Annotated in this window: 25 protein-coding genes and 2 pseudogenes; 18 read left to right on the top strand and 9 right to left on the bottom strand. The window is 66.9% G+C overall.

Features of this window, described 5'->3' with window-relative positions; all coding sequences use genetic code 11:
• Positions 1-25: 25 nt before the first annotated feature.
• The 5 genes and pseudogenes from mgtE (at position 26) to IPG63_15505 (ending at position 5465) form a co-directional block, all read left to right on the top strand.
• Complete coding sequence (gene mgtE / locus IPG63_15525) at positions 26-1384, top strand: magnesium transporter (GenBank protein ID MBK6728608.1); 1359 nt, start codon at positions 26-28, stop codon at positions 1382-1384.
• Positions 1381-2637, top strand: coding sequence for an FAD-dependent oxidoreductase (locus IPG63_15520; protein MBK6728607.1), 1257 nt, complete (start codon positions 1381-1383; stop codon positions 2635-2637). Before mgtE ends, IPG63_15520 begins: the two co-directional genes overlap by 4 nt.
• A gap of 480 nt (positions 2638-3117) precedes the next feature.
• Positions 3118-3846, top strand: a complete 729-nt coding sequence (locus IPG63_15515; protein ID MBK6728606.1) for a hypothetical protein — start codon at positions 3118-3120, stop codon at positions 3844-3846.
• Positions 3847-3922: 76 nt separating this feature from the next.
• Positions 3923-4112: pseudogene (locus tag IPG63_15510) on the top strand (FAD-dependent oxidoreductase).
• 465 nt (positions 4113-4577) lie between these two features.
• Positions 4578-5465, top strand: a complete 888-nt coding sequence (locus tag IPG63_15505; GenBank protein ID MBK6728605.1) for a hypothetical protein — start codon at positions 4578-4580, stop codon at positions 5463-5465.
• A gap of 93 nt (positions 5466-5558) precedes the next feature.
• On the opposite strand, the gene IPG63_15500 is transcribed toward IPG63_15505, so the two are convergent.
• Together IPG63_15500 and IPG63_15495 are read right to left on the bottom strand one after the other, a co-directional pair.
• On the bottom strand, positions 5559-6122 hold the full coding sequence (locus IPG63_15500; GenBank protein MBK6728604.1) for a GNAT family N-acetyltransferase: 564 nt from the start codon (positions 6120-6122) through the stop codon (positions 5559-5561).
• On the bottom strand, positions 6113-6391 hold the full coding sequence (locus tag IPG63_15495; GenBank protein MBK6728603.1) for a DUF1778 domain-containing protein: 279 nt from the start codon (positions 6389-6391) through the stop codon (positions 6113-6115). The genes IPG63_15500 and IPG63_15495 overlap by 10 nt, the downstream gene beginning before the upstream one ends.
• Positions 6392-6570: 179 nt before the next feature.
• Between IPG63_15495 and IPG63_15490 the strand changes: the two genes are divergently transcribed.
• Positions 6571-7041: a DUF1456 family protein gene (locus IPG63_15490; protein ID MBK6728602.1), complete on the top strand. Its 471-nt coding sequence runs from the start codon at positions 6571-6573 to the stop codon at positions 7039-7041.
• Positions 7042-7052: 11 nt separating this feature from the next.
• Here IPG63_15490 and IPG63_15485 read toward each other — a convergent pair whose 3' ends face one another.
• Positions 7053-7805 (bottom strand): hypothetical protein, encoded by a 753-nt coding sequence (locus IPG63_15485; GenBank protein ID MBK6728601.1) that lies wholly within the window; start codon positions 7803-7805, stop codon positions 7053-7055.
• Positions 7806-7867: 62 nt separating this feature from the next.
• Between IPG63_15485 and hutG the strand changes: the two genes are divergently transcribed.
• The 3 genes from hutG (at position 7868) to IPG63_15470 (ending at position 9809) form a co-directional block, all read left to right on the top strand.
• On the top strand, positions 7868-8647 hold the full coding sequence (gene hutG, locus IPG63_15480) for an N-formylglutamate deformylase (GenBank protein ID MBK6728600.1): 780 nt from the start codon (positions 7868-7870) through the stop codon (positions 8645-8647).
• A 133-nt stretch (positions 8648-8780) separates the two neighbouring features.
• The gene (locus IPG63_15475) at positions 8781-9314 is read left to right on the top strand and encodes an RNA polymerase sigma factor (GenBank protein ID MBK6728599.1); all 534 of its coding nucleotides are present in this window, start codon (positions 8781-8783) and stop codon (positions 9312-9314) included.
• 3 nt (positions 9315-9317) lie between these two features.
• Positions 9318-9809: a hypothetical protein gene (locus IPG63_15470; protein MBK6728598.1), complete on the top strand. Its 492-nt coding sequence runs from the start codon at positions 9318-9320 to the stop codon at positions 9807-9809.
• Between the two features lie 316 nt (positions 9810-10125).
• Here IPG63_15470 and IPG63_15465 read toward each other — a convergent pair whose 3' ends face one another.
• Together IPG63_15465 and IPG63_15460 are read right to left on the bottom strand one after the other, a co-directional pair.
• Positions 10126-10521 (bottom strand): type II toxin-antitoxin system HicB family antitoxin, encoded by a 396-nt coding sequence (locus IPG63_15465; protein ID MBK6728597.1) that lies wholly within the window; start codon positions 10519-10521, stop codon positions 10126-10128.
• 9 nt (positions 10522-10530) lie between these two features.
• Positions 10531-10713, bottom strand: a complete 183-nt coding sequence (locus tag IPG63_15460) for a type II toxin-antitoxin system HicA family toxin (protein MBK6728596.1) — start codon at positions 10711-10713, stop codon at positions 10531-10533.
• A 406-nt stretch (positions 10714-11119) separates the two neighbouring features.
• Here IPG63_15460 and dusA point away from each other — a divergent pair, with 406 nt between their 5' ends.
• Positions 11120-12070: a tRNA dihydrouridine(20/20a) synthase DusA gene (dusA, locus tag IPG63_15455; GenBank protein MBK6728595.1), complete on the top strand. Its 951-nt coding sequence runs from the start codon at positions 11120-11122 to the stop codon at positions 12068-12070.
• 9 nt (positions 12071-12079) lie between these two features.
• Here the strand turns inward: dusA and IPG63_15450 are convergent, their stop codons facing one another.
• Positions 12080-12370 carry a type II toxin-antitoxin system RelE/ParE family toxin gene (locus IPG63_15450; protein ID MBK6728594.1) on the bottom strand — a complete coding sequence of 97 codons (291 nt, stop codon included), beginning with the start codon at positions 12368-12370 and terminating at the stop codon, positions 12080-12082.
• A complete protein-coding gene (locus IPG63_15445) occupies positions 12358-12648 on the bottom strand; it encodes a CopG family transcriptional regulator (protein ID MBK6728593.1) in 291 nt (96 codons plus the stop codon). Before IPG63_15445 ends, IPG63_15450 begins: the two co-directional genes overlap by 13 nt.
• 240 nt (positions 12649-12888) lie before the next feature.
• Here IPG63_15445 and IPG63_15440 point away from each other — a divergent pair, with 240 nt between their 5' ends.
• From IPG63_15440 to IPG63_15410, 7 genes and pseudogenes are all read left to right on the top strand, one after another.
• Positions 12889-13836, top strand: a complete 948-nt coding sequence (locus IPG63_15440; GenBank protein ID MBK6728592.1) for an amidinotransferase — start codon at positions 12889-12891, stop codon at positions 13834-13836.
• Entirely contained in the window at positions 13836-16304 is a 2469-nt protein-coding gene (gene thrA / locus IPG63_15435) for a bifunctional aspartate kinase/homoserine dehydrogenase I (protein MBK6728591.1), read from the top strand. Before IPG63_15440 ends, thrA begins: the two co-directional genes overlap by 1 nt.
• Positions 16301-17232: pseudogene (locus tag IPG63_15430) on the top strand (homoserine kinase). The gene thrA and the pseudogene IPG63_15430 overlap by 4 nt, the downstream one beginning before the upstream one ends.
• On the top strand, positions 17223-18503 hold the full coding sequence (gene thrC, locus IPG63_15425; GenBank protein ID MBK6728590.1) for a threonine synthase: 1281 nt from the start codon (positions 17223-17225) through the stop codon (positions 18501-18503). Before IPG63_15430 ends, thrC begins: the two are co-directional and overlap by 10 nt.
• An 80-nt stretch (positions 18504-18583) precedes the next feature.
• Positions 18584-19063, top strand: a complete 480-nt coding sequence (locus IPG63_15420; GenBank protein MBK6728589.1) for a hypothetical protein — start codon at positions 18584-18586, stop codon at positions 19061-19063.
• Complete coding sequence (locus IPG63_15415; GenBank protein ID MBK6728588.1) at positions 19064-19744, top strand: response regulator transcription factor; 681 nt, start codon at positions 19064-19066, stop codon at positions 19742-19744. It abuts the gene before it with no gap.
• A 10-nt stretch (positions 19745-19754) separates the two neighbouring features.
• Positions 19755-21128 (top strand): two-component sensor histidine kinase, encoded by a 1374-nt coding sequence (locus tag IPG63_15410; GenBank protein ID MBK6728587.1) that lies wholly within the window; start codon positions 19755-19757, stop codon positions 21126-21128.
• A 29-nt stretch (positions 21129-21157) separates the two neighbouring features.
• Here IPG63_15410 and IPG63_15405 read toward each other — a convergent pair whose 3' ends face one another.
• Together IPG63_15405 and IPG63_15400 are read right to left on the bottom strand one after the other, a co-directional pair.
• Positions 21158-22810: a DUF418 domain-containing protein gene (locus IPG63_15405; GenBank protein MBK6728586.1), complete on the bottom strand. Its 1653-nt coding sequence runs from the start codon at positions 22808-22810 to the stop codon at positions 21158-21160.
• 103 nt (positions 22811-22913) lie between these two features.
• A complete protein-coding gene (locus IPG63_15400) occupies positions 22914-23576 on the bottom strand; it encodes an SAM-dependent methyltransferase (protein MBK6728585.1) in 663 nt (220 codons plus the stop codon).
• A 75-nt stretch (positions 23577-23651) separates the two neighbouring features.
• Here IPG63_15400 and IPG63_15395 point away from each other — a divergent pair, with 75 nt between their 5' ends.
• Complete coding sequence (locus IPG63_15395) at positions 23652-24740, top strand: homoserine O-acetyltransferase (GenBank protein ID MBK6728584.1); 1089 nt, start codon at positions 23652-23654, stop codon at positions 24738-24740.
• The last annotated feature ends 34 nt before the right edge of the window (positions 24741-24774 follow it).

Below are 24774 nucleotides of genomic sequence, written 5' to 3'. Positions count from 1 at the left end.
TTCGAGCAACCGCCGGGAGCGCGCCATGGCCGAACTTGCCCAGATCGACAAGGCCGCGCGGCAGATGAAGACGCTGTCGCAAGCGCTCGATTCCGGCCGACTCGGGCCGGTGCGGCGCATGGTCAATACCTTGTCCCCGGCCGAGATCGGCAACCTGCTCGAATCGTTGCCACCGGCCAAGCGCCTGATGGTCTGGGGACTGGTCGACGCCGAGGACGACGGCGAGGTGCTGGTGCACGTCGGCGAAGAGGTGCGCGAAAGCCTGCTGCGCGACATGGACGAGGACGAGATCGTCGCCGCCGCCGAGTCGCTCGACATCGACGACCTCGCCGACCTGTTCGACGACCTGCCGGACACGGTCACCGACAGCGTGCTGCAGTCGCTCGACCGCAGCGACCGCGACCGTCTGGAACAGGCGCTGTCCTACCCCGAGGACAGCGCCGGACGACTGATGAACCCGGACGCGGTGACGGTGCGCCCGGACGTGACCGTCGATGTCGTGCTGCGCTACCTGCGCCTGCGCGGCGAACTGCCCGACCACACCGACCATCTGTACGTGGTCAGCCGCCGCAACCAGTACCTCGGCCGCGTGGCGCTGTCGCGCATCATCACCTCGCAGGCGGAGACACCGATCAACGAACTGGTCGACGACACCCAGCCGCCGGTCTCGGTCGAGATGTCAAGCGAGGCGGTGGCGCAGAGCTTCGCCGACCACGACTGGATCACCGCGCCGGTGGTCGACGACAACAACGTGCTGCTCGGGCGCATCACCATCGACGACGTCGTCGACATCATCCGCTACCAGGCCGAGCACCAGGTGATGAGCGCCGCCGGCCTCGACGAGGAGGAAGACCTGTTCAGCCCGGTACCGCGCGCGGTACGTCGGCGTCTGGTCTGGCTTGGCATCAACCTCGCCACCGCGTTCCTGGCGGCGAGCGTGGTCGGCCGCTTCGAGGGCACCATCGAGAAGATCGTCGCACTCGCGATTCTGATGCCGATCGTCGCCGGCATGGGCGGCAATGCCGGCACCCAGGTGCTGGCGCTGATGATCCGCGGACTCGCGCTCGGCCAGGTCAGCGCGTCGAATGCTGCGGTACTGCTGTGGAAGGAAGTGCGCGTCGCGCTGATGAACGGCATCGTGCTCGGACTCCTGCTCGGCGCCATCGTCTGGCTGTGGTTCGGCGACCCGGCCTTGTCGGCGGTGATCGCGAGTGCGCTCACCATCAACCTGCTGTCGGCCGCGAGCGCCGGGGTGATGGTGCCGCTGACGCTCAAGCGCCTCGGTTTCGATCCGGCGCTCGCCGGTGGTGTGATCCTGACCACAGTCACCGACGTGATGGGTTTTCTCGCCTTCCTCGGCCTCGGCACGGTGTTCCTGCTGTGAACGCGATGCACAGCGATGTGCTGGTCGTGGGTGGCGGCGTCATCGGGCTGTCCTGCGCACTCGCGTTGGCGCGCGGCGGACGCAGCGTGACCGTACTCGAACGCGCCGGCGTCGGTTCCGGCGCGTCGCACGGCAACTGCGGCACGATCACGCCCTCGCACGCGCTGCCGCTGGCGCAACCGGGCGTCATCGCGCAGGGCCTGCGCTGGATGATGCAGGCGGACGCGCCGTTGCGCATCGCCCCGACACTCGACCCGCAGCGCCTGGCCTGGCTCGCACGCTTCGCCCTCCATTGCACGCATGGCCAAGTGGAACGTGTCGCACCGGCCAAGGCCGCGCTGCTGAACCGCTCGCGCACGCTGATCGAAGCCTTCGTGCAGGCCGAAGCGATCGACTGCGAATTCGCCCACGACGGCGCGCTGCAAGTGTTTCGCAGTCAACGCGGATTCGACGCCGGCTGCGCCGAGCTCGAACTGCTGCGCGCGCATGGCGTGCCGGTCGAAGTCTGGGACCGCGCCCGTGTCGAACGCGAGGAACCGGCGCTGAAGCCCGGCGTCGTCGGCGGCCTGTACTGGCCGAACGACGCGCACCTGCGCCCGGACCGCTACGTCGCCGCGCTCGCCGCGCGTGCCCGCGACGCGGGCGTCGTGATCCGCGAACAGACCGAAGTCGCCGGCTTCGACCGCTCCGGCGGGCACATCAGCGGCGTGCGCGTCGGCCAGGAAACCTGGTCCGCAGGTACTGTGTTGCTCGCCGCTGGCGCCTGGTCGCCACCGATTGCGCGCGATCTCGGCCTGCGCCTGCCGATCCAGCCCGGCAAGGGCTACTCGATCACTTACTCGCGCCCGCCGCAGACGCCGCGCTGCCCGCTGGTGCTGGCCGAACCGCGCGTCTGCGTCACCACCTGGGGTTCGGGTTTTCGTCTCGGCAGCACCATGGAATTCGCCGGCCACGACGAGACGATGAATCGCGTCCGCCTCGACGCCCTGGTGCGCGGCGCGCAGGAATTCCTGCACCACCCGATCGGCCCCGAACACATCGAAGACTGGTGGGGCTGGCGTCCGATGACCCCCGACGACCTGCCGATCATCGGCCCCTCGACCCGCATCGCCAACCTCTGGTTCGCCACCGGCCACGGCATGCTCGGCATGAGCATGTCCAACGCCACCGCCGAACTGCTCGCGGCGCAGATGCTCGGGCAGGACAGCGTGATCGATCCGCGCCCCTACCTGCCAGCGCGCTTTGCGCTTTAACGGCTCGACTGCATCGCCGTCACGCGTTCCCCGATTCGTTCTCTGGCGAGAGAACCGATCAAATTCTTCCCTTCTCCCACCGGGAGAAGGTGGCGCGCAGCGCCGGATGAGGGATGCCCTTGATGTGCGCGCACAAAGATCACCAGTCAAGAGCCCCTCATCCGCCCTACGGGCACCTTCTCCCGGCGGGAGAAGGAATGACCGCAGCTCCGGCGTGGTGGCAGGGCGTGATCCGCTTCTTCCGTTACGATCGCGTCCCTGACCGTTCCGGAATCCGCATGATCCACAACGACGTACTGCGCACCTCTCGCCCCCGGCCACCACCAGCGAGGGCGATCAGTATCATGGTGCAGCGGTTCCTGACGTGGGTCTTTCAAGGCTGCGGATCTGGCAAGTAGCGCACCGCGGCCCCAGAGGCAGTCCAACCCTGGTCTAGCACTGCCAACCAAGTCGATTGCCCCATCCTTACCGGAGATCTGAGTGAACAAGCTCAAAGTAGTCCTCCTGCTGTTGGGCGCGCTGGTGCTCTCGGTACTCTGCGGCTTTCAGGGGCTCGCCCGCCACGACCAGATTCCGGATGGCAATCGCGCACTCGTCATCGGCGGCGAGATCTTGTCTGTCATGCTGAGCTTTGCGTTGCTTGCGACGCTCTACCTGATACCGAAAGCAAACAGGAATTGGCTGTCCTACCTCTCAGCATTCAATGTGCTGGCCCTGCTGCTTATGCTCGGACAATGCAGCGACTGGAACGCCAGGTTCTCTGGTCCAGACAAAGTGATCACGAGTGCAGACGGAAGGTACGCCGCCGATGTTCCGTCGGATTGGGCAATCGTGCAGTCGAACAACCCTGCACTTCAGCTCTTGACTGCGGATTGGGCGGGCACCCGGTCGATGAGCGTGATGTCCGCCGGATTCGTCGAAGCGGAAACCAAAGATCTGGCCCTTCAGGAGACCCGCGAGTCCATCCACAGCCAACTCGGTCAGCTAGGTGCCGTCCCGGTGAGGGAATACAGCTGTGGCATCGGCTGTTCCGGAGATCTGTTCGCCGTTACTTCACGTGGCAAGGACATGCTCATGCTTTCCACTGCCAAGCTCATCGGATTGGAAATCGTCATAGTGCAGGGCACAATCATGAAATCCAGCGAAGACGAAGGTTTCGCCGTTCTCGAGCGAGTTGTTGGCAGCGCACGCGTAGCGAGGCAACAGTAATCGGCCGGATTTCGCGCGCTCTCTTACCCCATTCCCTCGAAGCAACCCGGTCTCGCCTTGGTGGGGCTGGCGTCCGATGACCCCCGACGACCTGCCGATCATTGGCCCCTCGACCCGCATCGCCAACCTCTGGTTCGCCACCGGCCACGGCATGCTCGGCATGAGCATGTCCAACGCCACCGCCGAACTGCTCGCGGCGCAGATGCTCGGGCGTGGACGGCGCGATTGATCCGCGCCCCTATTTGCCGGGGCGCTTTGCGCTTTAACGGCTCGACTGCATCGCCGTCACGCGTTCCCCGATTCGTTCTCTGGCGAGAGAACCGATCAAATTCTTCCCTTCTCCCACCGGGAGAAGGTGGCGCGCAGCGTCGGATGAGGGATGCCCTTGATGTGCGCGCACAAAGATCACCAGTCAAGAGCCCCTCATCCGCCCTACGGGCACCTTCTCCCGGCGGGAGAAGGAATGACCGCAGCTCCGGCGTGGTGGCAGGGCGTGATCCGCTTCTTCCGTTACGATCGCGTCCCTGACCGTTCCGGAATCCGCATGATCCACAACGACGTACTGCGCACCGCGCGCCCCCGGCCACCACCAGCGAGGGCGATCAGTATCATGGTGCAGCGGTTCCTGACGTGGGTCTTTCAAGGCTGCGGATCTGGCAAGTAGCGCACCGCGGCCCCAGAGGCAGTCCAACCCTGGTCTAGCACTGCCAACCAAGTCGATTGCCCCATCCTTGCTGCCCGGCTCGCTGTCGGCATTCATCCCGCTCGCCGTCACGAGCCTGGCTGCGCTGTTCTGGCTCGGCGCCCGTCTGTTCCATGCTTTGCTGCGTCGACTATCGCTGCATGCTGCTGCAGCCAACGCAACGCGCTCGATCGCATGGGCATCGAGAAACTACTTCTGCACGAGCATGCTGTGGCTGAGCATCGCTCCCGCTGCACCGCTCGCGTTCGCGCTTGCATTTGGCCTGCCCGACGCCTGGCTGCTCGCGATCGGCGCAGCCTGCACGCTGGCTACCTGCCTGCTGCCGGTGCTGGCACTGAACGTCGACTCCCTTAGCGCAACGCAACCCGGATTTCGCCGCAGCCTGCGATGGCCGGGATGGCAGCACGCAGCGCTGTTCCTCGCGGGGCTCGTTGCGCTCCCGGTGGGTGGTTTTCTGCTCGCGGCGCTGACTCCAGGACGATGGCCGTGGGAGGCGGCCGTCGGCTTGAGCCATTACCTGCTCGATGCCATTGTCACCGGCGCGGTGCTCGCGCTCGTGATCCATCGCGCGCCGCTGTCGTCGTTCGTCGCGGAGATCCGTCGTCGAGCCAGACCGGACTTCATCGCGGCGTGGATCATCCTCGATCTGCACCTTGGGGAGATCCTGGCGTGGCTGGCGCCACCGCTGGTGCTGTCCATGCTGGCTTCGATCTACGTCTGGCCGCAGCTGCAGCACACCCTCTCAGCAACCGGGGAGGGCGCCGGATCGAACTTGCTCGCAGTCGCCGGCCTGATCGACTGGATGGCAACGCACTGGATTCTGATTGCCCTGCCCTTGAACACTTGGCTGACCATGATCTCGGCGAAGTTCCTGATGGATTTCGATGCAGGGCAGCGGCAGAAGACGATTACCTAGCCATCCGGCACGAGGACGCATCATCAGACTCGCAATCGGCGGACGCCACCTTCCCGCGCCCGCATCATGCTGCAACCGCTCGACTGGCCCTTGTCACTTGTTGCCGGATAGGTTCCCGGCCGAGCCCGCAGCGGTGGTGTCGTGCTGAATCGCACGCATGGCGCGAAGGCCGGTTTCGAGTGGCAGATACAACGTCATCGGTCGGTCGGTAATCACAAGGAATCCGTGCCGAAGGTAGAAATCTCGGGCCTTGGCGTCGACGGCATCGACCACCAGCGCAAAAACTCCGCTCTGCTGGCCGACCAGCACTGTCCTCTTCAAGGCATCCATCAGCAACCAAGTTCCCAATTGCTTGCCCTGTTCGCGCCTGTCCACCGCGAGTCGGCCCAGCATCACGGCGGGGATGGGATGTCGGGGCAGCGTCTTGCCGACATCTTCACTCAGCAGTTGACGGTCGATCTGACAATTGCTGAGGCTGTAGTAGCCCAGAATGCGTCTCGGATCAGCTTCGGAAACGAGCACGAAAGTTCGCGAGATCCGCTGCGATTGATGCTTCGCGGCTTTGGTCTGCAGGAACTCGTCAAGATCCGGATTCCCGCACTGAAAGGCAGCTCGATCGTGCGCAGACTTGTCGAGTGCGCAAATGATCAGCGCCACTGGATGCCAGCGGCTTCGTAGTCGCGCATGGACAGGATCAATGCCGCGGTCGGCGGCGGCGGATTCGCGAGCGCGTCGAGCACGTCCTGATAGGCCTTCGCCGAAACCGTCAGCTGCTCAGCATCAGCAATCACCTGGCGGGCGCGCTCAAGGGCAGGCGCCAGAACAAACTGACTCACCTTCACCCCTTCCAGCTGCGCAGCACGCGCCAGCACCCGCTTCTCGTCGGGCGGCAGTCGGATATCCAGGCGATCGGTGGCGGCGTTCATCGGCGACCTCGGCGCTACTCCCGTACATTGTACGGAATCACAGCGTGTTCAACAACGCTCCCCTGCGCACCGATCCCGCGGTGCTGACTGAGACATCGTCCTGTGAACGCATCGGGCGCCGGCTTCGGGCCACTTTGGCTCTTCCAGTAGGATCGCGGCCCCAACGTTCCGGAATGGCCATGATCCACAACGACGTACTGCGCAGCATCCGCTACATGCTGGATCTCAGCGACCAGATGGTGATCGATATCGCCAAGTTGGCCGATGCCGGTTTCGCGATCGACAAGGATCAGGTGCAGGGGTTCCTGAAGCGCGACGATGATCCCGGGCATGTCGAGTGCAGCGATGCCGTGCTCGCGCATTTCCTCGACGGGCTGATCATCCACCGCCGCGGTCGCGACACCAGCCGGCCGCCGCGGCCGGTCGAGAAGCGCATCAGCAACAACCTCGTGCTGAAGAAGCTGCGCGTGGCGTTCGAGTTGCAGGATGCCGACATGCACCAGGCCTTCGAGGAGGTCGGCTTCCCGGTGTCGAAACCTGAATTGTCGGCCTTCTTCCGCCAGGCCGATCACCGCAACTACCGCGCCTGCGGCGACCAGATCCTGCGCAATTTCCTCAAGGGACTGACGATCATGGTGCGCGGCGCCTGAACGGCGCAGGGCTACTTCGGGTCGAGCGAGTACGTGTAGCGCAAGTAGCCGACGTTGTCTTCGTAGGCGCCGGGCTCACCGTAGAAGCCGCCAGCATCGGCGAAGCCGAGGTAGAGCGTGGTCGCGCCTTCGGGTTTGACGAAGGACTGCAGCTGGCCGTCGGCGGTCTTGCCATCACCGATCACGAATACCTGGTTCGCCTTCGGCGCGATGCGCGCTTCGCTGTCGGTCTCGGGTGCGACACCCGCCTCGACTTCCACTTCCGGTTTCGGATCGACTGGGAACACGCCGACCAGGAACAGCGAGCGGTTGCTCGACTTCGAACCCGAGTAGCCGTTCTTGGCGGTGATGTCGGTCGACGGCGACACACACTGGCCACCGTCCGGGCCATCGACCGGTTCGCCGCCGGCGCAGCCGAGCAGGCCTTCGATCACCGGAAACTGGATGGTGGTGGCGGTAGCCAAGTTGATCGCGACCGGCAACATGCCCTGCCCGGGGTCGGCTGCCGGCGCCTCTGCTTGCCCAGCGAGGTAGATGTTGGCGCGAGCGTCGACGCGCGCCGCATCGTCGGACAGCGTCCACTTGTGGTGGACCAGCGGATCCGCGGCCGCCATCTCATCCGGTGCCGGTTCCTGCACCGGCATTTCTTCGGCGGGTGGGGCGGCTTCGGGTACGGCCACCGGTCGCTCTGTTTCCTCCTGCCTGTCGCAGGCCAGGAGCGCGGCAATCGACAGGGACAGCATCAGGGTACGGTGCAGGCGCATGGGACTCTCCGTCAGAATGGCGGGAAGTCTCGCAAGAACTTCGGGATGCGACAATCACCAACATGGACATCGTCTCCCTGCACCGCGGCACCTCGCCGCTGATCCTCAGCTGTCCGCACGATGGCAGCTTCATCCCGGAACCGATCCGGGCGCGCCTGCAGCCGCGGGCGCAGCTCGCACCGGATACCGACTGGCATATCAGCCGGCTCTACGGCTTCGCGCGCGCGGAACTTGGCGCGTCGATGCTGGTGCCGGCGCATTCGCGTTATGTCGTGGATCTCAACCGGCCACCGGATGGCATCGCGCTCTATCCCGGGCGCCGCGAAACCGGCCTGGTGCCGACGACCCGCTTCGACGGCGAGCCGGTGTACCTCGACGGTGGTGAGCCCGAGGCCGACGAGATTCGCGCTCGCGTCGACACCTACTGGCGCCCTTACCACGAGGCGCTGGCGGCCGAGATTGCGCGCGTGCACGCCGTGCACGGCCGCGTGCTGCTGTGGGAAGCGCACTCGATCCGCTCACAGGTGCCGATGTTCTTCGACGGCCGCCTGCCCGACCTCAACCTCGGCACCGCCGATGGCGCCTCGGCGGGCGCGGCGCTAACCACGCGCATGCGCAACCTGCTCGAGGGCCAGTCCGCGTTCAGCCACGTGATCAACGGCCGCTTCAAGGGCGGCTACATCACCCGCCACTACGCCGAGCCCGCGCGCGGCATCGAGGCGGTGCAACTGGAAATGGCCCAGTGCAGCTACATGGACGAAGACAGCTTCGCGTACCGCGACGAACTCGCGGCGATGGTCCAGCCGGTCCTGCGCGCCCTGCTCACGGCAGGCCTCGGATGACCGGCGTCGCGATGCCCAGCAACTGCACCCCACCCCAACCCTCCCCTGCGCTGCGCGCAAGGGAGGGGGCCATGTCCGCTGGTCTCCTCCCCTTTGCGCAGCAAGGGGGAGGCCGGGAGGGGGTCCGGTCGGTATGAGCGACGCCCTCAAGGAATTGCTGGAAAAGCACGGCAAGCGCCTGCGCATGCTGATCGAGGTGCATTGCAGCCGCGACCAGGGCCTGGACGCCGACGATATCGAGCAGGAAGTGCGCATCAAACTGTGGAAGGCGCTGGAGAGTGACAAGAATCTCGTCGCGGCTGCGTCTTATATCCAGAAGGTGGTCGTCACGACCGTGGTGGATGCAGTGCGCCGGGCCCAGGTCCGGCATGCCGAATCCATCGAGGACAAGGACGAATCCGGCTTCGACCCCAGTGTTTCCAGCCCCTTGCGGCCGGAAGCGCAGGCCGGTCGGGGCCAGTGGTCGGACCTGCTGATGCGCTGCATCGGGGAATTGCCGGAACGCCGGCGTCTCCCGGTCCAGCTCGCCCTGCAGGGTTTTACCGCCGACGAAGTGGCCCGGCTGACCGGGTCGAGTGTCACGGCCGCACAACAACTGTGCTACCGCGGCATCGAGGAATTGAAGACGCGCCTGCGTGAGTTGGGCGCGGATGCCATCGAGGACTGAGCCATGGACCCGCTGAACCTCAACGCCCTGTATCGCGACGCCACCCGCGGCCTGCCGCAGGACGCCGATCGTCGCCTGACGCTGGACGAACTCGCCTCGCTCGGTCGTGGCGAGTCCCTCGGCGCGCGTCACGACGCCGCGCTTGCCGGGCTGGCCAGCTCGTCGGACCAAGCACTCGCCGCGCGCATCTCGATGACAACCGCAGACTGGTCACAGGCCCTGGCGTCCGATCTCGCCGACCTGCGCCGTCCGCGCCTGGCCGCACGCATCGGCGAGTGGTTCAGGGCCGCCACCTTGCCGCCGGTATTCGCCGCCTGCGCCATCTCCTTGCTCGCCGTCGCCGCCTGGCGCGTCGGCGAACCCGCGGTCGGTCCGATCATCGCGCCGACGCCACAATTGGCGGCCGACGATGTGCTGTTCTCCGGCGAGTTCGACGGAAGCGTGGCCCAATACTCGGATCCAGACCGACTGTTCGGCGGCGATTTCGACAGCTGAGTACTGCCCCTACCCATTGCATTCGCCACGCGGCGGTTTAGGATCGAGCCCGCCGCAGGCGATCGGCGTCGGCGGTCACATTCACTGGAGAGTTCGCAATGGCCAAGGGCATGGAACAAAAGAAGCAGGCAAAGAAGGCACCGCAGAAGACTCCCAAGGAAAAGAAGGCTGCAAAAGCCGCGAAGAAAGCCAGCAAGTAAGCCGACCGCTACAATGACGACGCCCGGGACCACCGGGCGTTTCTTTTTGCCGCGATGACCGATGAAAGAGCCGGCCAGCTCGCGACGACATGAGCGCCGGAGCAGTTCCTTGACGATCAGGCGCGCATCGCTTCCTGCGCAGCGCGAGCCAGAAAACCGCTGCGGCTCTCGCCGCGCGCGCGGGCGTATTCGTCCACCCGCACCAGCAGGCGGCGCGGGATGGTGATGTTGATCTTCTCGGCCTTGCCCTGATACCGGCTCAGATCGACATCCACCACAGCCCAGACGCCACTCGCGTAGTCGGGATTGGCCCGGTGTTCGGTGATCGCGTGAGCCACTGGCAAGTCTTGATCTTCTGCGGCGAGACCCTCTGCATGCAGGTCAATGGCCTCGCGCGCGCTGTCGAGCGCATCGTCGAAGGTATCGCCCGCCGAGAAGCAACCGGGCAGGTCAGGGACGGTCACGCCGTAGCGGATTCCGTCGTCGGTGTGCAGCACGATGGGGTAGCGCATGTGAGCCTCCTATTTCCAACCCGCCTGCCTGCGGATGCTGAGCAGCGTTCCCGTGGGGATGTCGCCGTCCGGGTGTTTCACCGTCACCAAGCCCGGCTTCGTCGGATGCTTGAACTGGTGATGCGAGCCCTTGACTCGCGCCAGAACCCACCCCTCCGCCTCCAGCTTCTTGATGAGCTTGCGGCTGTCCATGGTGGTTGTTATACCCACCGATTTCGAAAAGTCAACACCATAACCACCGCAGCGTCGCGCAAGGTGCTGGCGCACCTCCGTGAACCGATGCCCGACTGACTCCGGGCCATGGCGGAAGGCGCGGACGTCTGATCGTGCGGCTTCTCCGCGGCGTCTTCGATGCGAGATGCGTGGAGAATCACCTAGACTTCGAGACCCAATGCGTGCGGACGATCACCCGCATCCGCCGGCATCGCTTCTGGCATGCCGCCCCGTGGGCCACCGCACCATTGGTACCCGAATGGCGCGGGCGGCTCGAAAATCCGAGGCAAGGAAACCGCCCTTCAGGTAGGCACAGGTCAAAGTGGACGCAGCAGAATCAACGACATCGGCACCACGCTTGGACTGGCGCCTGTGCGTCGCGCCGATGATGGAATGGACGACAAGTCCGTGCCGCATCTTCCATCGGCTGCTGGCGCCGCATGCGCGGCTGTATACCGAGATGGTTCACGCGAATGCGGCGATCCACGGCGATCGCGCGCGCCTGCTCGACTTCGACGCCAGCGAGCATCCGCTCGCACTGCAGCTCGGCGGCTCGGAACCGGCACTGCTGGCACAGGCCGCGCGCATCGGCGAAGACTTCGTCTACGACGAGATCAACCTCAACTGCGGCTGTCCGAGCGAGCGGGTGCAGTCGGGTGCATTCGGTGCCTGCCTGATGCGCGAGCCGGAACTGGTCGCCGACTGCGTCGCCGCGATGCGCGCAGCGGTGAAGATTCCGGTGACGGTGAAATGCCGCATCGGTGTCGACGAGCAGGATGACGACGCCGGCCTGCATGCCTTCATCGACACCGTGCACCGCGCTGGCTGCGACGTGTTCCTCGTGCATGCGCGCAAGGCCTGGCTGAAGGGCCTGAGCCCCAAGGAAAACCGCGAGATTCCGCCGCTGAACTACGAGCGCGTGCGGCGCCTGCGCAGCGAATTCCCGCAGCTGACCCTCGTGCTCAATGGCGGTCTGGCTACACGTGCTGCGGTAGCCGCAGTGATCGATGATTTCGACGGCGTGATGCTCGGCCGCGCCGCCTATCACCAGCCCTACCTGCTCGCTGAACTCGAACGCGACCTGTTCGATGCCGACTACGCCCTGCCCGATCGCGCCGCGGTCCTGCGCGCACTGCGCCCGCAGATCGAAGCCCGCCTGGCGCGCGGCGAATCGATCGCCCATTTCACCCGCCACCTGCTCGACCTCTACCAGGGCCAACCCGGGGCGCGCCGCTTCCGCCGCGTGCTCAGCGAGAACGCCCACCGCCCCGGCACCGGCTTTGAACTGATCGAGCAGGCGATCACAGCCGTAGGAGCGCCGCCGATCGCGGCGTGATGCACGCGCTCAGTAGCCGGCTTCGCGGTGATGGCGAACCGCCAGGACTACGACGGTCGTCCCGTCCCAGCGATAAAGCACGACGTAGCCACTATTGCCGAAGTCGATCAGCCACTCGCGAAACTCGACCGGCAGATCAACCGTCGTACGACCCGCCTCCGGGTGCTGTGCAATCGTTCGCATGCCCAAACGGATCGCTCGAACGGCCCTCGTTGCTGCCTGCGGATACTTGCCAGTCAGGAATGCGTGCAGCCGTTGCACATCCAGGAGCGCACGCGGTGACCAGATCAGCTTCGCCACGGCGGAAGGTCTGGGGTTTTGCCATCTTCCAGCTCGGCCAACCACGCATCGGCGACCGCTGATGGCACGTGCTGCCCGGTCAGCTGATACGCGTTCCAGGCATTCACGCCATCTTGATGAAACGCCGTGCGCTTCTCCTCGCGATCGACATATTCGCGCACAGCCTCTGCGATGAGCCAGTCCGTACTGCGCTGACGAAGCTCAGCCAACTTTCGAGTTCGCGAGCCCACATTCGCATCGAGTGCAATGGCGACTGTCGTGGTTTCAGCTTTGCTCATGACCGGGTTCCCGCTGTCGCCTCATTGAAATCCTACTCCGAACAGCGACCAGCAACACGACTGCTCAGGCCGATCCGCCCTTGCGCGCATGACGTGGACCAGACCGTCCAGGTGAAGCGTCCGTGGCCGGCGTCTGCCCGGGAAACCGCCGAACCTGTGCCAACCCCGACTTGGCGGCTCGGCGGCCTTCACGCACAATCGGGCGAAGGTCGCTTCCCTCCCCGCGGCCGGGTTGATCCCATGTCCACCGGCGTCTCCGACCAGGCCGCGAGCAGCGGCCTGCATTCCGACCCTGTCGCCTTTCGCGATGCGCTGCGCGCGCAGGCGCCGGCGCTCGATCGGCCGGCGACGGCGCGCGCCGCGTTCTTCGTGCGCCCGGATCATTTCGCGCTCGCCCCCGAGTCGGCGACCGACAATCGCTACATGGCCACCGGCGGGGTCGATCGCGAACGCGCGCTGCGCGAGCACGCGGCCCTGGTCGAGGAAATCGGCCGCGTGATCCCGACCCAGATTTTCCCCGGCCTGCCCGATGCCCCCGACGCGGTGTTTCCGAACAACGTGTTCGCGACCGTGCCCGGCAAGCTGATGATCGGCGCGATGCGCCATGCGGTGCGCCAGCGCGAGGCGCAGCGCGACGACATTCCCGACTGGTTCCGCACGCGCCATGGCTACGGCGTCGAATCGCTGATCGCAACCGGCATCGTCGCCGAACTCACCGGCGCGCTGGTGCCGGATCGCGCTGCCGGCATCGGCTACTTCGGCCTGAGCGAGCGCCTGAACCGCGCCGGCGCCGAGACCATGCATCGCGCCTTCGGTTTCGGCAACAGCATCATGTTCGATCTCGCCGCCGGCGAGTACCACACCAATGTCGTGATGAGCGTGCTCGCCGGACGCGCGCTGGTGTTGCACGCGGGATCGTTTGCCGACCCGCGCGTGCCCGCGATGATCGCCGAGCGCTACGCGCCGAACGTGATCTGGCTGGACGACGACGAGAAAGCAAACTTCGTCGGCAACTGCATCGCGCTCGCCCCCGGCACCGTGTTCATGAGCGCGCGCGCCGATGCGGCCCTGAGCACCGCGCATCGCGATCTGCTCGGCAATGCCGGTTTCAGCGTGCGCAGTGTCGACCTCACCGAAATCGAAAAAGCAGGCGGCAGCCTTCGCTGCTGCGTCGCGGAGATCTTCTGATGAACCAGTCCCACGCATTCGTCGCCCACAAGTTCGGCGGCTCCTCGATGCGCGACGCCGAACGCATCGCCCAGGTTGCGGCCATCCTGGCGGCGCGCAGCGACGAACGCCAGATCGTGGTGGTCTCGGCGATGCAGGGCGTCACCGACGCGCTGATCGATCTCGCCAACAGCGCTGCGGCACGCAGCAAGCATTGGCGCGAGGCCCTGTCGCAACTGCGCGAGCGCCACCTTGCCGCCGCGCTGGCCCTGCTCGGCGCCCGCGCCGAAACCACGGTCGAATGGCTGGAACAGGAATTCGCCGACCTCGCCGACGTGCTGCACGCGCTCGCTTTGCTCGGCAGCCCGTCGCGCGAGGCGCTGGACCTGGTGCAGGGACTCGGCGAGGTGTGGTCGTCGCGATTGCTGGCCGAGCACTTCCTGGTGCGCGGCGACGCCGCGGTCTGGTGCGACGCGCGCGAAGTGCTGCGCGTGCGCGCCGAGGAACTCGGGGTGATGGTCGACTGGGCGCAGTCGCAGACGCTGTTTGACACCTGGCGCGAACAGCATCCGAGCACGCGCTACGTCGTCACCGGCTTCGTCGCGCGCGACGGTGAAGGCCGTGCGACCACGCTCGGGCGCAACGGCTCCGACTACTCCGGCGCGATCTTCGGCGCCCTCGCCGAAGCCGCGGAAGTGCATATCTGGACCGATGTCGACGGCGTTTACAGCGCCGACCCGCGCGCGGTGCCGGAAGCGGTGCTGATCCCGGAGTTGAGCTACCACGAGGCCTGCGAACTGGCCTACTTCGGCGCCAAGGTGATCCATCCGCAGACCATGGCGCCGGCGATCGAACGCAACATCCCGATCTACATCCGCAACACCTTCAACCCCGAGCACCGCGGCTCGCGCATCAGCGCCGAGCGCTCGCTGGAACCGCCGGTGAAGGGCGTCAGCGCCTTCGGCGGTCTGGCCATCCTCAACGTCGAAGGCGCCGGCATGATCGGCGTGCCCGGCACCGCCGAGCGCGTGTTCGGGGCGCTGCGCCACGGCGGCATCTCGGTGGTGATGATCTCCCAGGGTTCAAGCGAGCACTCGATCTGCTGCGTGGTGCGCGAAGCCGAGGTCGATCGTGCCGAACGCCTGCTCGCCGAGGCGTTCGCGCGCGAACTGGACCGCGGCATGATCGAACGCATCGCGGTGACGCGCGGCATCAGCGTGCTCGCCGTGGTCGGCGACGGCATGGCCGGGCACCCGGGCACCGCGGCGCAGCTGTTCGATCAACTCGGTCGCGGCCGCATCAATGTTCGCGCCATCGCGCAAGGTGCGAGCGAGCGCAACATCTCGGTGGCGATCGACAGCGTCGATGCCGCCCGCGCGCTGCGCGCCGTGCATGCCGGCTTCTACCTCTCGGCGCAGGCGATCTCGGTCGGCGTGGTCGGCCCCGGCCATGTCGGTGCGGTGCTGATCGACCAGTTGCGCGAAGCCGCGCCGCGCCTGCGCGAACGCTTCGGCATCGACCTGCGCGTGCGCGCCATCGCCGGCAGTCGCAAGCTCGCAACCGCGGAAACCGGCATCGATCTGGCGCACTGGCGCGACGCCTGGGCGCAGGCCGGGGAAGCCGATCTCGACGCCTTCGCCAGACACGTACATGCCTCGCACCTGCCGCACGCACTGATCGCCGACTGCTCGGCCTCGCCGCTGGTGGCGGCGCAGTATCCGAAGTGGCTGGCGCACGGCATCCACATCGTGACTCCGAACAAGCAGGCCGGCAGCGGGCCACTTGCACGTTATCGCGAGATCCAGCATCAGGCACGCGAATCCGGCGCTCGTTTCCGCTACGAGGCCACGGTCGGCGCCGGCCTGCCGATCATCTCGACGCTGCGCGACCTGATCGACACCGGTGATCGCATCGACCGCATCGAGGGCATGTTCTCGGGCACGCTCGCCTTCCTGTGCAACCGCTTCGACGGTTCGCAGCCGTTCTCGGAACTGGTCTGCGAAGCGCGCCGCCTCGGCTACACCGAGCCCGACCCGCGCGACGACCTCGACGGCCGCGACGTCGCGCGCAAGCTGGTGATCCTGGCGCGCGAGCTGGGCCTGTCCACCGAACTCGGCGATGTCGAGGTCGACAGCCTGGTGCCGGCTTCGCTCGCCGGCGGCTCGGTCGAGGAGTTCATGGCGAAGTTGCCCGAGCTCGATGCCGCGATGCAGGCGAAGCTCGACACGGCGCGTGCGAATGGCGAGGTGCTGCGCTTCGTCGCCTCGCTCGATGCCGAAGGCCACGCCCGCGTCGGACTGCGCGCGTTGCCCAAGTCGCATGCGTTCGCCAACGGCAAGCTCACCGACAACTTCGTGCAGTTCACCACCGCGCGTTACAACCAGAACCCGCTGGTGGTGCAGGGACCGGGCGCCGGCCCGGACGTGACCGCGGCCGGCGTGTTCGCCGACCTGCTGCGCGTCGCCGCCTATCTCGGGGCGCGCGTATGAGCCACGACCGCGCCGTCGCCTTCGCCCCGGCCAGCATCGGCAACTGCGCGGTCGGATGCGACCTGATCGGACAGGCCCTGGAAGGCCCGGGCGATCGCGTGATGGCGACCCGCACGGCGACACCCGGCGTGCGCGTCGACGCCATCCGCGGCCTGCCGATGGAACTGCCGCGCGAGATCGAGAAGAACACCGGGCGCGCGCCGTCGCGTCGCTGCTGCATACGCGCGGTGCCGATTTCGGCGTCGCGCTCGAGATCGAGAAGGGCATCGCGCTCGGCTCGGGCATGGGCGGTTCGTCGGCCTCCGCGGTGGCCGCGCTGGTCGCCGCGAATGCGCTGTTCGACGCGCCGCTGCCGCTCGAAGCACTGTATCCGCATGCACTCGAAGGCGAGTTCGCGGCGAGCGGAGGTCACCACGGCGACAACGTCGCACCCAGTCTGCTCGGCGGCCTGGTGCTGGCCGCGCGCGATCGACGCGTGCAACTGCCAGTACCTGCCGGCCTGCATGCGCTGATCGTGCATCCGGACCTGGTGGTGGAAACCCGCGTCGCCCGCGAGCGCCTGCGTGCGCCCTTCGCGATCGGCGAGTTCGTCCCGCAATCGGAGGCGCTGGCCTTGTTCCTGGTCGGCCTGTACACGAATGATCACGCGTTGATCCGCGCCGGCCTGCGCGACGTGCTGGTCGAGCCGCGTCGCGCCGACCTGATCCCCGGATTCGCCGCGGTGAAACAGGCGCTGCTCCACCACGATGCCTACGGTGCCAGCATCTCCGGCGCCGGACCGAGCGTGTTCGGCTGGTTCGCCACGCGCGCCGCCGCGGAAGCCGCACAGGACGACGCCGTGCGCGCCTTTGCCGCAGCCGGCCTGTCGGCACGCACCTTCGTCTCAGCCGTCGCCGCCCCCGGCGCGAGGATCGAAACATGCACGTGATCTCCACCCGCGGCGGCGACCGCTGCAGCGTCGTCGATGCCTTGCAACGTGGCCTGGCGCGCGATGGCGGACTGTATGTGCCCGAGCACTGGCTGCGGCTCACCGCCGCGGATTTCACCGGCCAGGACGCGCTTTGCGACGTCGCCGCCACGCTGCTGCGCCCGTTCCTCGCCGATTCGCCACTGGCCGACCAGGTCGATGCGATCTGCCACGAGGCGCTCGACTTCGACACCCCGCTGGTGGCGCTGAACGACGGCCGCACGCATCTGCTGGAGCTGTTCCACGGCCCGACCGGCGCGTTCAAGGATGTCGGTGCGCGCGTGCTCGCGGCCTGCCTGTCGCGTCTGCGTGAACCGGATGCCGCGGATTTGACGGTCTTGGTCGCAACCAGCGGCGATACCGGTTCGGCGGTCGCTGGCGCTTTCCACCGACGTTCTGGCTTCAAGGTTGCGGTGCTGTTCCCGGACCACGGCGTGTCGCCGCGCCAGAAGCACCTGCTGTCCTGTTTCGGCGACAACGTCGCCAGCTTCGCCGTCGATGGCAGCTTCGACGACTGCCAGGCCATGGTCAAAGCCGCGTTCGCCAACGCCGAACTGCAGGCGGCAGTACCGCTGACCAGCGCCAACAGCATCAGCATCGGCCGCTTGCTGCCGCAGATGGCCTACTACGCACAGGCCGCCCTGCGCCACGCGCGACGAGGCGGCGCGCCCCTGAACTTCGCGATCCCGAGCGGCAACCTCGGCAACGCGCTGGCTGCGGTCTGGGCACGCGCGCTCGGCCTGCCGATCGGCGACATCGCGATCGTGACCAATGCCAACCGCGTGCTGCCCGAATTCTTCGCCAGCGGCGAATACCGGCCGCATCCCTCGATCGCCACCATCGCCAACGCGATGGACGTGGGCGCGCCGAGCAACCTCGAACGCCTGCGCGCAGGGTTCGCCGACAGCAGCGGTCTGCATGCGCTCGCGGTCGACGATGACACCATCCGTCACCGCGTCGGGGCTTTCCTTGCCGAGTTCGACACGGTGATTTGCCCGCACACCGCGACCGCCGCCGAGTTCGTCGCGCAGCGGCGCGAAGCCGGGGATCGGCGTGACTGGGCGATCGTCGCGACCGCGCATCCGGCCAAGTTCGAGGCGGTGGTCGAGCCCCTGATCGGTCGCCGCGTGCCCGTTCCGGAGACGCTGGCACGCTGGCTGCGCGAACCGGCGCAGGCACGCCCGCTGCGCGCCGAAGCTGAAGCGCTGGCCACTGCGCTCGGCGCCGGTTGATCCGCTTCAGCCGAGATTCAATGCCACTGGACCATCGTGGCCTCGTTTCCCGGGGACTGGCCCGGGGCTATGATCCAGCCATGACCGCAACCCGCCCGCTGTTGTTCGCCTGCCTCGCCGCTCTCGCGGCGGCATCGGCGCATGTCGCGGCCGAGCCCCCGGAAGCCCCGACCAGCGCGCGTGCACCCGAAATCGGCGGCGGCGCGCCCGCCGATGCTGGTTCGCGCTTCAGTCGCTCCGGCTACGAGCGCATGCCCACTGCTCCCGCAAGCCAAGACCGCTTTGCGCCGCGTGGCGACGCGCGCGAACTGCGCGCGCAATCGCTGCGCAGCCGCTACGAAATGCCGCGCGAAATCAGCCAGGACATGCACCGCGCAATCGAGGATGCCCAGCGCCAACACGGCGGCAAGATCCTGTCGGCAGACCGCATGCGCAACGAGGGTCGCGATGTCTACCGCGTCAAGCTGCTGACTCCGGCCGGCCGCGTACGCGTGGTACAGATGCCCGACAACGAAGCGCCGGAAGCTGCCGGACGGCCACCACAACAAGGAGAAAAGTGAATGCGGATCCTGCTCGTCGAAGATGAAGCGCCGCTGCGCGAGACCCTGGCCGCGCGCCTGAAGCGCGAAGGCTATGCCGTCGACACCGCCTGCGACGGCGAAGAAGCGATCTTCCTCGGCAAGGAAGTTCCGTTCGATGTCGCCATCATCGATCTCGGGCTGCCGAAAATGACCGGCCTGGAACTGATCCAGAAGCTGCGCGGCATGGGCCAGAAGTACCCGATCCTGATCCTGACCGCGCGTTCGAGCTGGCAGGACAAGGTCGAAGGCCTGAAGACCGGCGCCGACGATTACCTGGTGAAGCCGTTCCATGTCGAGGAACTGCTCGCGCGCATCAATGCCCTGATGCGCCGCGCCACCGGCTGGAGCAAGCCGCAGCTCGAATGCGGCCCGATCGAACTCGACACCACGGCGCAGACTGTGGCCGTTTCCGGCAACAGCGTCGAGCTCACCACCTACGAATACAAGGTGCTCGAGTACCTGATGCTGCACGCCGGCGAACTGGTTTCCAAGGCCGACCTGACCGAACACATCTACCAGCAGGACTTCGATCGCGATTCGAACGTGCTCGAAGTGTTCATTGGGCGCCTGCGCCGCAAGCTCGATCCGGATACCACACTCAAGCCGATCGAGACCGTGCGCGGCCGCGGCTACCGCTTCGCGATTCCGCGCACGAACTGAAGCCGGCCGCATGCGTCGCGCCCTGTCGTTGCAGACGCGACTGCTGTGGGCGGCGAGCCTGGCGCTCGCCGCCTTTCTCGGCGCCACCGGCTACGCCCTCGACCTGGCCTTCAAGCGCAGCGCGTTGCAGGCGATGCGCGACCGAATGCAGAGCTATGTCTGGGCCTACCTGTCCGGCTCCGACATCAACGTCCGCGGCGGCCTGATCCTGCCCGACATCCCGCCCGAGCCGCGTTTTGATCGACCGCAGTCCGGGCTCTACGCCGGCGTCGTCGGGCCGGAGATCGAATGGCGCTCGGCCTCGGCGCTCGGACGGCAGCTGCCGTTCGACCTGCGCCTCGAACCCGGCCGTACTCAGTTCGACGGCCCGATCGAAACCAACGTCGGTGGCGTCTACCGTTTTGCCCAAGGCGTGGCATGGGAGATGTCCAGTGGCGACAAGGAGATGCGGCTCACCTTCTTCGTCGCCGAGCACGAGGCGGTGCTCAAGCGCCAGATCACGGTGTATCGGCGCACGCTGTTCGCACACCTTGGAACCTCTGCGCTGATGCTGCTGCTGGTGCAATTGCTGATGCTGCGTTGGAGCCTGCGCCCGCTACGCCAGGTCACCAGCGATCTGGCGCGCGTCGAGCGCGGCGAGCGCGATGCCCTGCCCGACCGCTATCCGCGCGAATTGACGCCGCTCACCTCGAGCATCAACGACATCATTGCCGACGAGCGCGAGCAGCGCCTGCGCTACCGCAATACGCTCGGTGATCTCGCGCACAGTCTGAAGACGCCGCTGGCGGTGATCCGCGGCCAGCTCGAACAACCTGATCCGGACGCCGCGACGCAAGGCACTATCGCCGAGCAGGTGCGCCGCATGGATGAACTGGTCGCCTACCAACTGGCACGCGCCGCCGCCTCCGGCCACGCTCCGTTTGCGGCGCCGATCGAGATCGAGAAGCACGCCGAAGCGATCGTCTCCGGTCTCGAAAAGGTCTATGCCGGCCGCGGCATACTGTGCGAGTTCGAGATCGACCCGCAGGCGCGCTTCTACGGCGAAACCGGCGATCTGCTCGAACTGCTCGGCAACCTGCTCGAGAACGCATTCAAATGGGCCAAGGGCCGGGTCGTGCTGCAGGCCACACGCATCCACCCACCCGGCACGCGCCGCCCCGGCCTCGACCTGTGTGTCGACGACGACGGCCCCGGCATCCCCGCAGACAAGGTTGAAGCCCTGCTCAAGCGCGGCGTCCGCGGCGACGAACGCGTCCAGGGCCACGGCATCGGTCTCGCCATCGTCCAGGACATCGTCCGCAGCTACCGCGGCAACCTCAACGTCGAACCCTCCCCCGAACTCGGCGGCGCCCGCTTCCACGTCCGCTTCGAAGCCACGCGCTGAGAAACGGGGTCAGCGTCCCGCCCCCGTTTTCAGCGGCGCAACGGCTGCCACTTCAGATAGGTGGCAGAGCGCCACAGCCATTCCATCGGGCCGTAGTGGAAGTGCGCGAGCCAGACGCGTGAGCCGATCACTTGCAGGCTGATCATGGCCAGCACCAGACCCATCTGCGGGAAGCGCGAGACCTGGCCGAACCAGCCGGCGCCGTAGCCGTAGAACAGGGTGGAGAACACCAGCGAGTGGGTCAGGTAGTTGGTCAGGGCCATGCGTCCGAGTGGCGCCAACCAGCCGAACAGCCGCTTGAAGAAGGCCTTGCGCAGCAGCAGCACGAAGCTGCCGACGTAGGCAGCGCACAGCAACATCTGGCCGCACCAGTGCAGCGACTGGGTGACGACATCCGGACCGCGCGCCTCGACCCAGGCGGGGTGGTAGGTCAGGATTGCGGCCGCCATCGCGAACACCAGCCCGAATGGCCACCCGACCCAGACCATGGCGCGGAACAGGTTCAGATGCGCTTCCGGATTGCGCATCTTGCCGGTCTCGACCAGCCACCAGCCCAGCAGGAAAATCGGCAGCAGCAGGAACAGCGCGAAGAACGGCGCGCCGGCCATGCTCTCCAGCGTCTGCCCCCAGCGATAGCGCGTGGCCACGGCGTAGCTCGGGCTGGTCATCGCCTGCTCTTCCCAGAAGATCGCCTTGGTCTGGAATTCGCGGCGCTTGAACCAGTTCTCGGCGGGCAGCTTGTCCTTTGCTTTTGCCTTCGCGTCGCCCTTCGACTTCTTTTCGTCTTCCGCCGCCTGCTTGCTCGCGGCCTTCTTCTCGCGCGCACTGGGCTTGGCGCCTGCTGCCTCCACTGCCTGCGGAGCTGCGCCAGTGAGCGGAGCGAGTTTTGCAGCAGTCTCGGTCGCGGGCGCGTCGGCTGCGTCTTCCTCGTCTTCATCGGGCCGCTCGCCGACCTCTCCCGGCGCGATCTTGCGCGCCTCGGCCAGTAACTCGGCCTCGCGCTTCGGCCAGGCCTTTTCGAGTTCGGCGCGCTTGGCCTCGCTCAGCACGAAGCGCTCGCGCATATCGGTGGGATCACGGGTCACGGCACTGCCGATCCCGACCGCGGACATGATCAGGATCGGCACGATCATCATGCCGATCGAGATTCGCAGCAGCGACTGCGGATTGCGCAGGAAGGCGAAACGCGGCTTGGTGCGCAGCCAGGCGATGCCGAGCAGCAGGAAGGCACCGATTGCATAGTCGTGCAGGATGTCGCCGGTCCACAGGAAGATGCTGTGCGCCAGGCCGATCGCGAGCAGCACGCCGGCACGACGCGCGAACCAGGCGAAGAACGGGCGCCCGGCTTCCTCGGCGCGCAACAGCATGACCGCGAAACCCATGCCGAACAGCAGCGAGAACAGCTTGTAGAACTTGCCTTCGACAAACACCTTGACCAGGAATCCGGCGCCGTGATCGAGATCGCGCAGCCCCATGTCGCCCATGGTCAGCACCGCGATGGCGCGATTGAACCACTCGATGTTCATCAGCAGGATGCCGATCAACGCAAAGCCACGCAGCACGTCGAGCACATCGAGGCGCTGGGCCTCGGCCACCGGCGTCAGTTCAACCGGTTCCGCTGGTGCCGGCTCTGGCCTTGCATCGATCGCGTCGCCAGCGACCGCAGGCAGTTCTTGCGTCATGGTCCGGTTCCGTTAGGTGCGCCGTCCGCACGGCGTCGCGGCAGACTAGCAACGCCATGGTGAAAACCGCCGTGCCGGGAGTCATGGCAACGCCAGCGCCACATCAGGCATCGCCGATGCTGAGCTCGTGGCGCGGATGGCCGGAGGCCGCGTACTTGCGCTCGAACGGCGTCAGCAACTCGGCATCCGCGGGCAGCGTCACCACCCGGCCACGGCGTCCGCACAACGCGGCCGCGCGCGCGAATTCTTCTGCATAGATGCGCCAGTTGCTGCGCAGCACGATCCCACGTGCGTTCGCGAGCAAGATCGGGAGCACCGGATGCCCGTGCCAGCGCCGCATCAGGTGCTCGGGTTTCGGCCACGGATTCGGATACAACAGGTAGAGCCGCTCAATCGGCAGCGCCTGCGCCGCGAGCAGGCGCAGCAGCGTCGCGCCTTCCGCACGCATCAGCACGACGCGGTCATGCACCGCGAACCCTTCCGGCGCGAGCCGCGACAGCCGATGCGCGGACTGATCGATCCCGAGCACGATCGCATCCTCATGCCGTTGCGCCAGCAACACGCTGCTGTCGCCGTGGCCGCAGCCGAGATCGAGCACCAGGGGTCGCGCGCGCTCATGCTGCGCCAGCCAGCGCCCGAACTGCGCCACGCTGGGCGCATGCAGCGGCGCGCGCCAGGCATGTTCGCGATGGCGCTGCACGATCTCGTCGAGGCGCGGGTGCAGGCCTGACTGCGCACTGGTGACTTGCGGCGAGTTTCCGTCCATGGCGCCATCTTGCCTGCATTGAGCCACGCCGCGCGCTGCGGCTAAGCTCGCCGCTCCCGATCTGCCCGGACCCGCATGAGCGCCACCCGCTATCTCGACTTGCCATCGCCCTACACGCTGTATCGTGGCGGCCAGTTGCACGGCGCGCGCCTCGCCTACGAAACCTGGGGCGAGCTCGATGCCGAGCACGGCAACGCGGTGCTGATCCTGACCGGATTGTCCCCGGGCGCACACGCGGCCTCGTCCGCTGCCGACCCGAGCCAGGGCTGGTGGGAAGCGATGGTCGGCCCGGGCAAGGCCATCGACACGTCGCGTCACTTCGTCCTCTGCGTGAACTCGCTCGGCAGCTGCAAGGGCTCGACCGGCGCCGCCTCGATGAATCCGGCGACCGGGCAACCCTATCGACTCGACTTCCCCGAACTCGCGCTCGAGGACATCGCGCTTTCGGCGCGGCACGTGCTCGATGCGCTCGGCATCCAGCGTTTGCGCGCGCTGGTCGGCCCGTCGATGGGCGGCATGACCGCGCTTGCCTTCGCGGTGCTGCATCCCGGCCTGGCGCCGAACCTGGCATTGATCTCGACCGCCCCGCACTCGCTGCCGTTCGCGACCGCGATCCGTTCCGTGCAACGCGAAGCCATCCGCCGCGATCCGAACTGGAAGAACGGCGACTACAGCGCCGACGCTTGGCCCGAGAACGGCTTTCGCATCGCACGCAAGCTCGGCATGGTCACCTACCGCTCGCCGCAGGAATGGCGCAACCGCTTCGGCCGCAAGCGCATGCACGATCCCGACCCGCGCCCGTTCGAGCGCGAGTTCGAGGTCGAGGCCTATCTCGACGCGCACGCCGACCGCTTCGTCGGCAGCTTCGATCCCAACAGCTACCTGTACCTGTCGCGCGCGATGGACTGGTTCGACCTCGCCGACCACGGCGGCGCCGTCGACATCGCGCTGGCCCGCACCCAGGCGCGGCGCGCGCTGGTGATCGGCGTCACCACCGACATCCTGTTCCCGATCGAGCAGCAACGCGAAATCGCCGAAGGCCTGCGCGGCGGCGGTGCCGTGGTCGAATACCACGCGCTGCCGAGCCTCCAGGGCCACGACTCGTTCCTGGTCGACTTCGAACGCTTCGCGCCCCCGGTCGCCGAGTTCTTGAACGCGCTGTAGCTGCACCAGCACCTTCCTCCCACCGCGCCCGCCC

It is taken from the genome of Lysobacterales bacterium (assembly GCA_016703225.1).
In the GTDB taxonomy this organism is placed as follows: Bacteria; Pseudomonadota; Gammaproteobacteria; order Xanthomonadales; family Ahniellaceae; genus JADKHK01.
This window is presented reverse-complemented; position numbering and strand designations above follow the sequence as displayed.

Excerpts from the sequence above, each read along its gene's own strand:
- mgtE (MBK6728608.1), top strand. The coding sequence starts at position 26 with ATGGCCGAACTTGCCCAGATCGACAAGGCCGCGCGGCAGATGAAGACG.
- IPG63_15495 (MBK6728603.1), bottom strand. The coding sequence starts at position 6,391 with ATGAACGCCGCCACCGATCGCCTGGATATCCGACTGCCGCCCGACGAG.
- IPG63_15490 (MBK6728602.1), top strand. The coding sequence starts at position 6,571 with ATGATCCACAACGACGTACTGCGCAGCATCCGCTACATGCTGGATCTC.
- IPG63_15485 (MBK6728601.1), bottom strand. The coding sequence starts at position 7,805 with ATGCGCCTGCACCGTACCCTGATGCTGTCCCTGTCGATTGCCGCGCTC.
- hutG (MBK6728600.1), top strand. The coding sequence starts at position 7,868 with ATGGACATCGTCTCCCTGCACCGCGGCACCTCGCCGCTGATCCTCAGC.
- IPG63_15475 (MBK6728599.1), top strand. The coding sequence starts at position 8,781 with ATGAGCGACGCCCTCAAGGAATTGCTGGAAAAGCACGGCAAGCGCCTG.
- IPG63_15470 (MBK6728598.1), top strand. The coding sequence starts at position 9,318 with ATGGACCCGCTGAACCTCAACGCCCTGTATCGCGACGCCACCCGCGGC.
- IPG63_15465 (MBK6728597.1), bottom strand. The coding sequence starts at position 10,521 with ATGCGCTACCCCATCGTGCTGCACACCGACGACGGAATCCGCTACGGC.
- IPG63_15460 (MBK6728596.1), bottom strand. The coding sequence starts at position 10,713 with ATGGACAGCCGCAAGCTCATCAAGAAGCTGGAGGCGGAGGGGTGGGTT.
- dusA (MBK6728595.1), top strand. The coding sequence starts at position 11,120 with ATGATGGAATGGACGACAAGTCCGTGCCGCATCTTCCATCGGCTGCTG.
- IPG63_15445 (MBK6728593.1), bottom strand. The coding sequence starts at position 12,648 with ATGAGCAAAGCTGAAACCACGACAGTCGCCATTGCACTCGATGCGAAT.
- IPG63_15440 (MBK6728592.1), top strand. The coding sequence starts at position 12,889 with ATGTCCACCGGCGTCTCCGACCAGGCCGCGAGCAGCGGCCTGCATTCC.
- thrA (MBK6728591.1), top strand. The coding sequence starts at position 13,836 with ATGAACCAGTCCCACGCATTCGTCGCCCACAAGTTCGGCGGCTCCTCG.
- thrC (MBK6728590.1), top strand. The coding sequence starts at position 17,223 with ATGCACGTGATCTCCACCCGCGGCGGCGACCGCTGCAGCGTCGTCGAT.
- IPG63_15420 (MBK6728589.1), top strand. The coding sequence starts at position 18,584 with ATGACCGCAACCCGCCCGCTGTTGTTCGCCTGCCTCGCCGCTCTCGCG.
- IPG63_15415 (MBK6728588.1), top strand. The coding sequence starts at position 19,064 with ATGCGGATCCTGCTCGTCGAAGATGAAGCGCCGCTGCGCGAGACCCTG.
- IPG63_15410 (MBK6728587.1), top strand. The coding sequence starts at position 19,755 with ATGCGTCGCGCCCTGTCGTTGCAGACGCGACTGCTGTGGGCGGCGAGC.
- IPG63_15405 (MBK6728586.1), bottom strand. The coding sequence starts at position 22,810 with ATGACGCAAGAACTGCCTGCGGTCGCTGGCGACGCGATCGATGCAAGG.
- IPG63_15400 (MBK6728585.1), bottom strand. The coding sequence starts at position 23,576 with ATGGACGGAAACTCGCCGCAAGTCACCAGTGCGCAGTCAGGCCTGCAC.
- IPG63_15395 (MBK6728584.1), top strand. The coding sequence starts at position 23,652 with ATGAGCGCCACCCGCTATCTCGACTTGCCATCGCCCTACACGCTGTAT.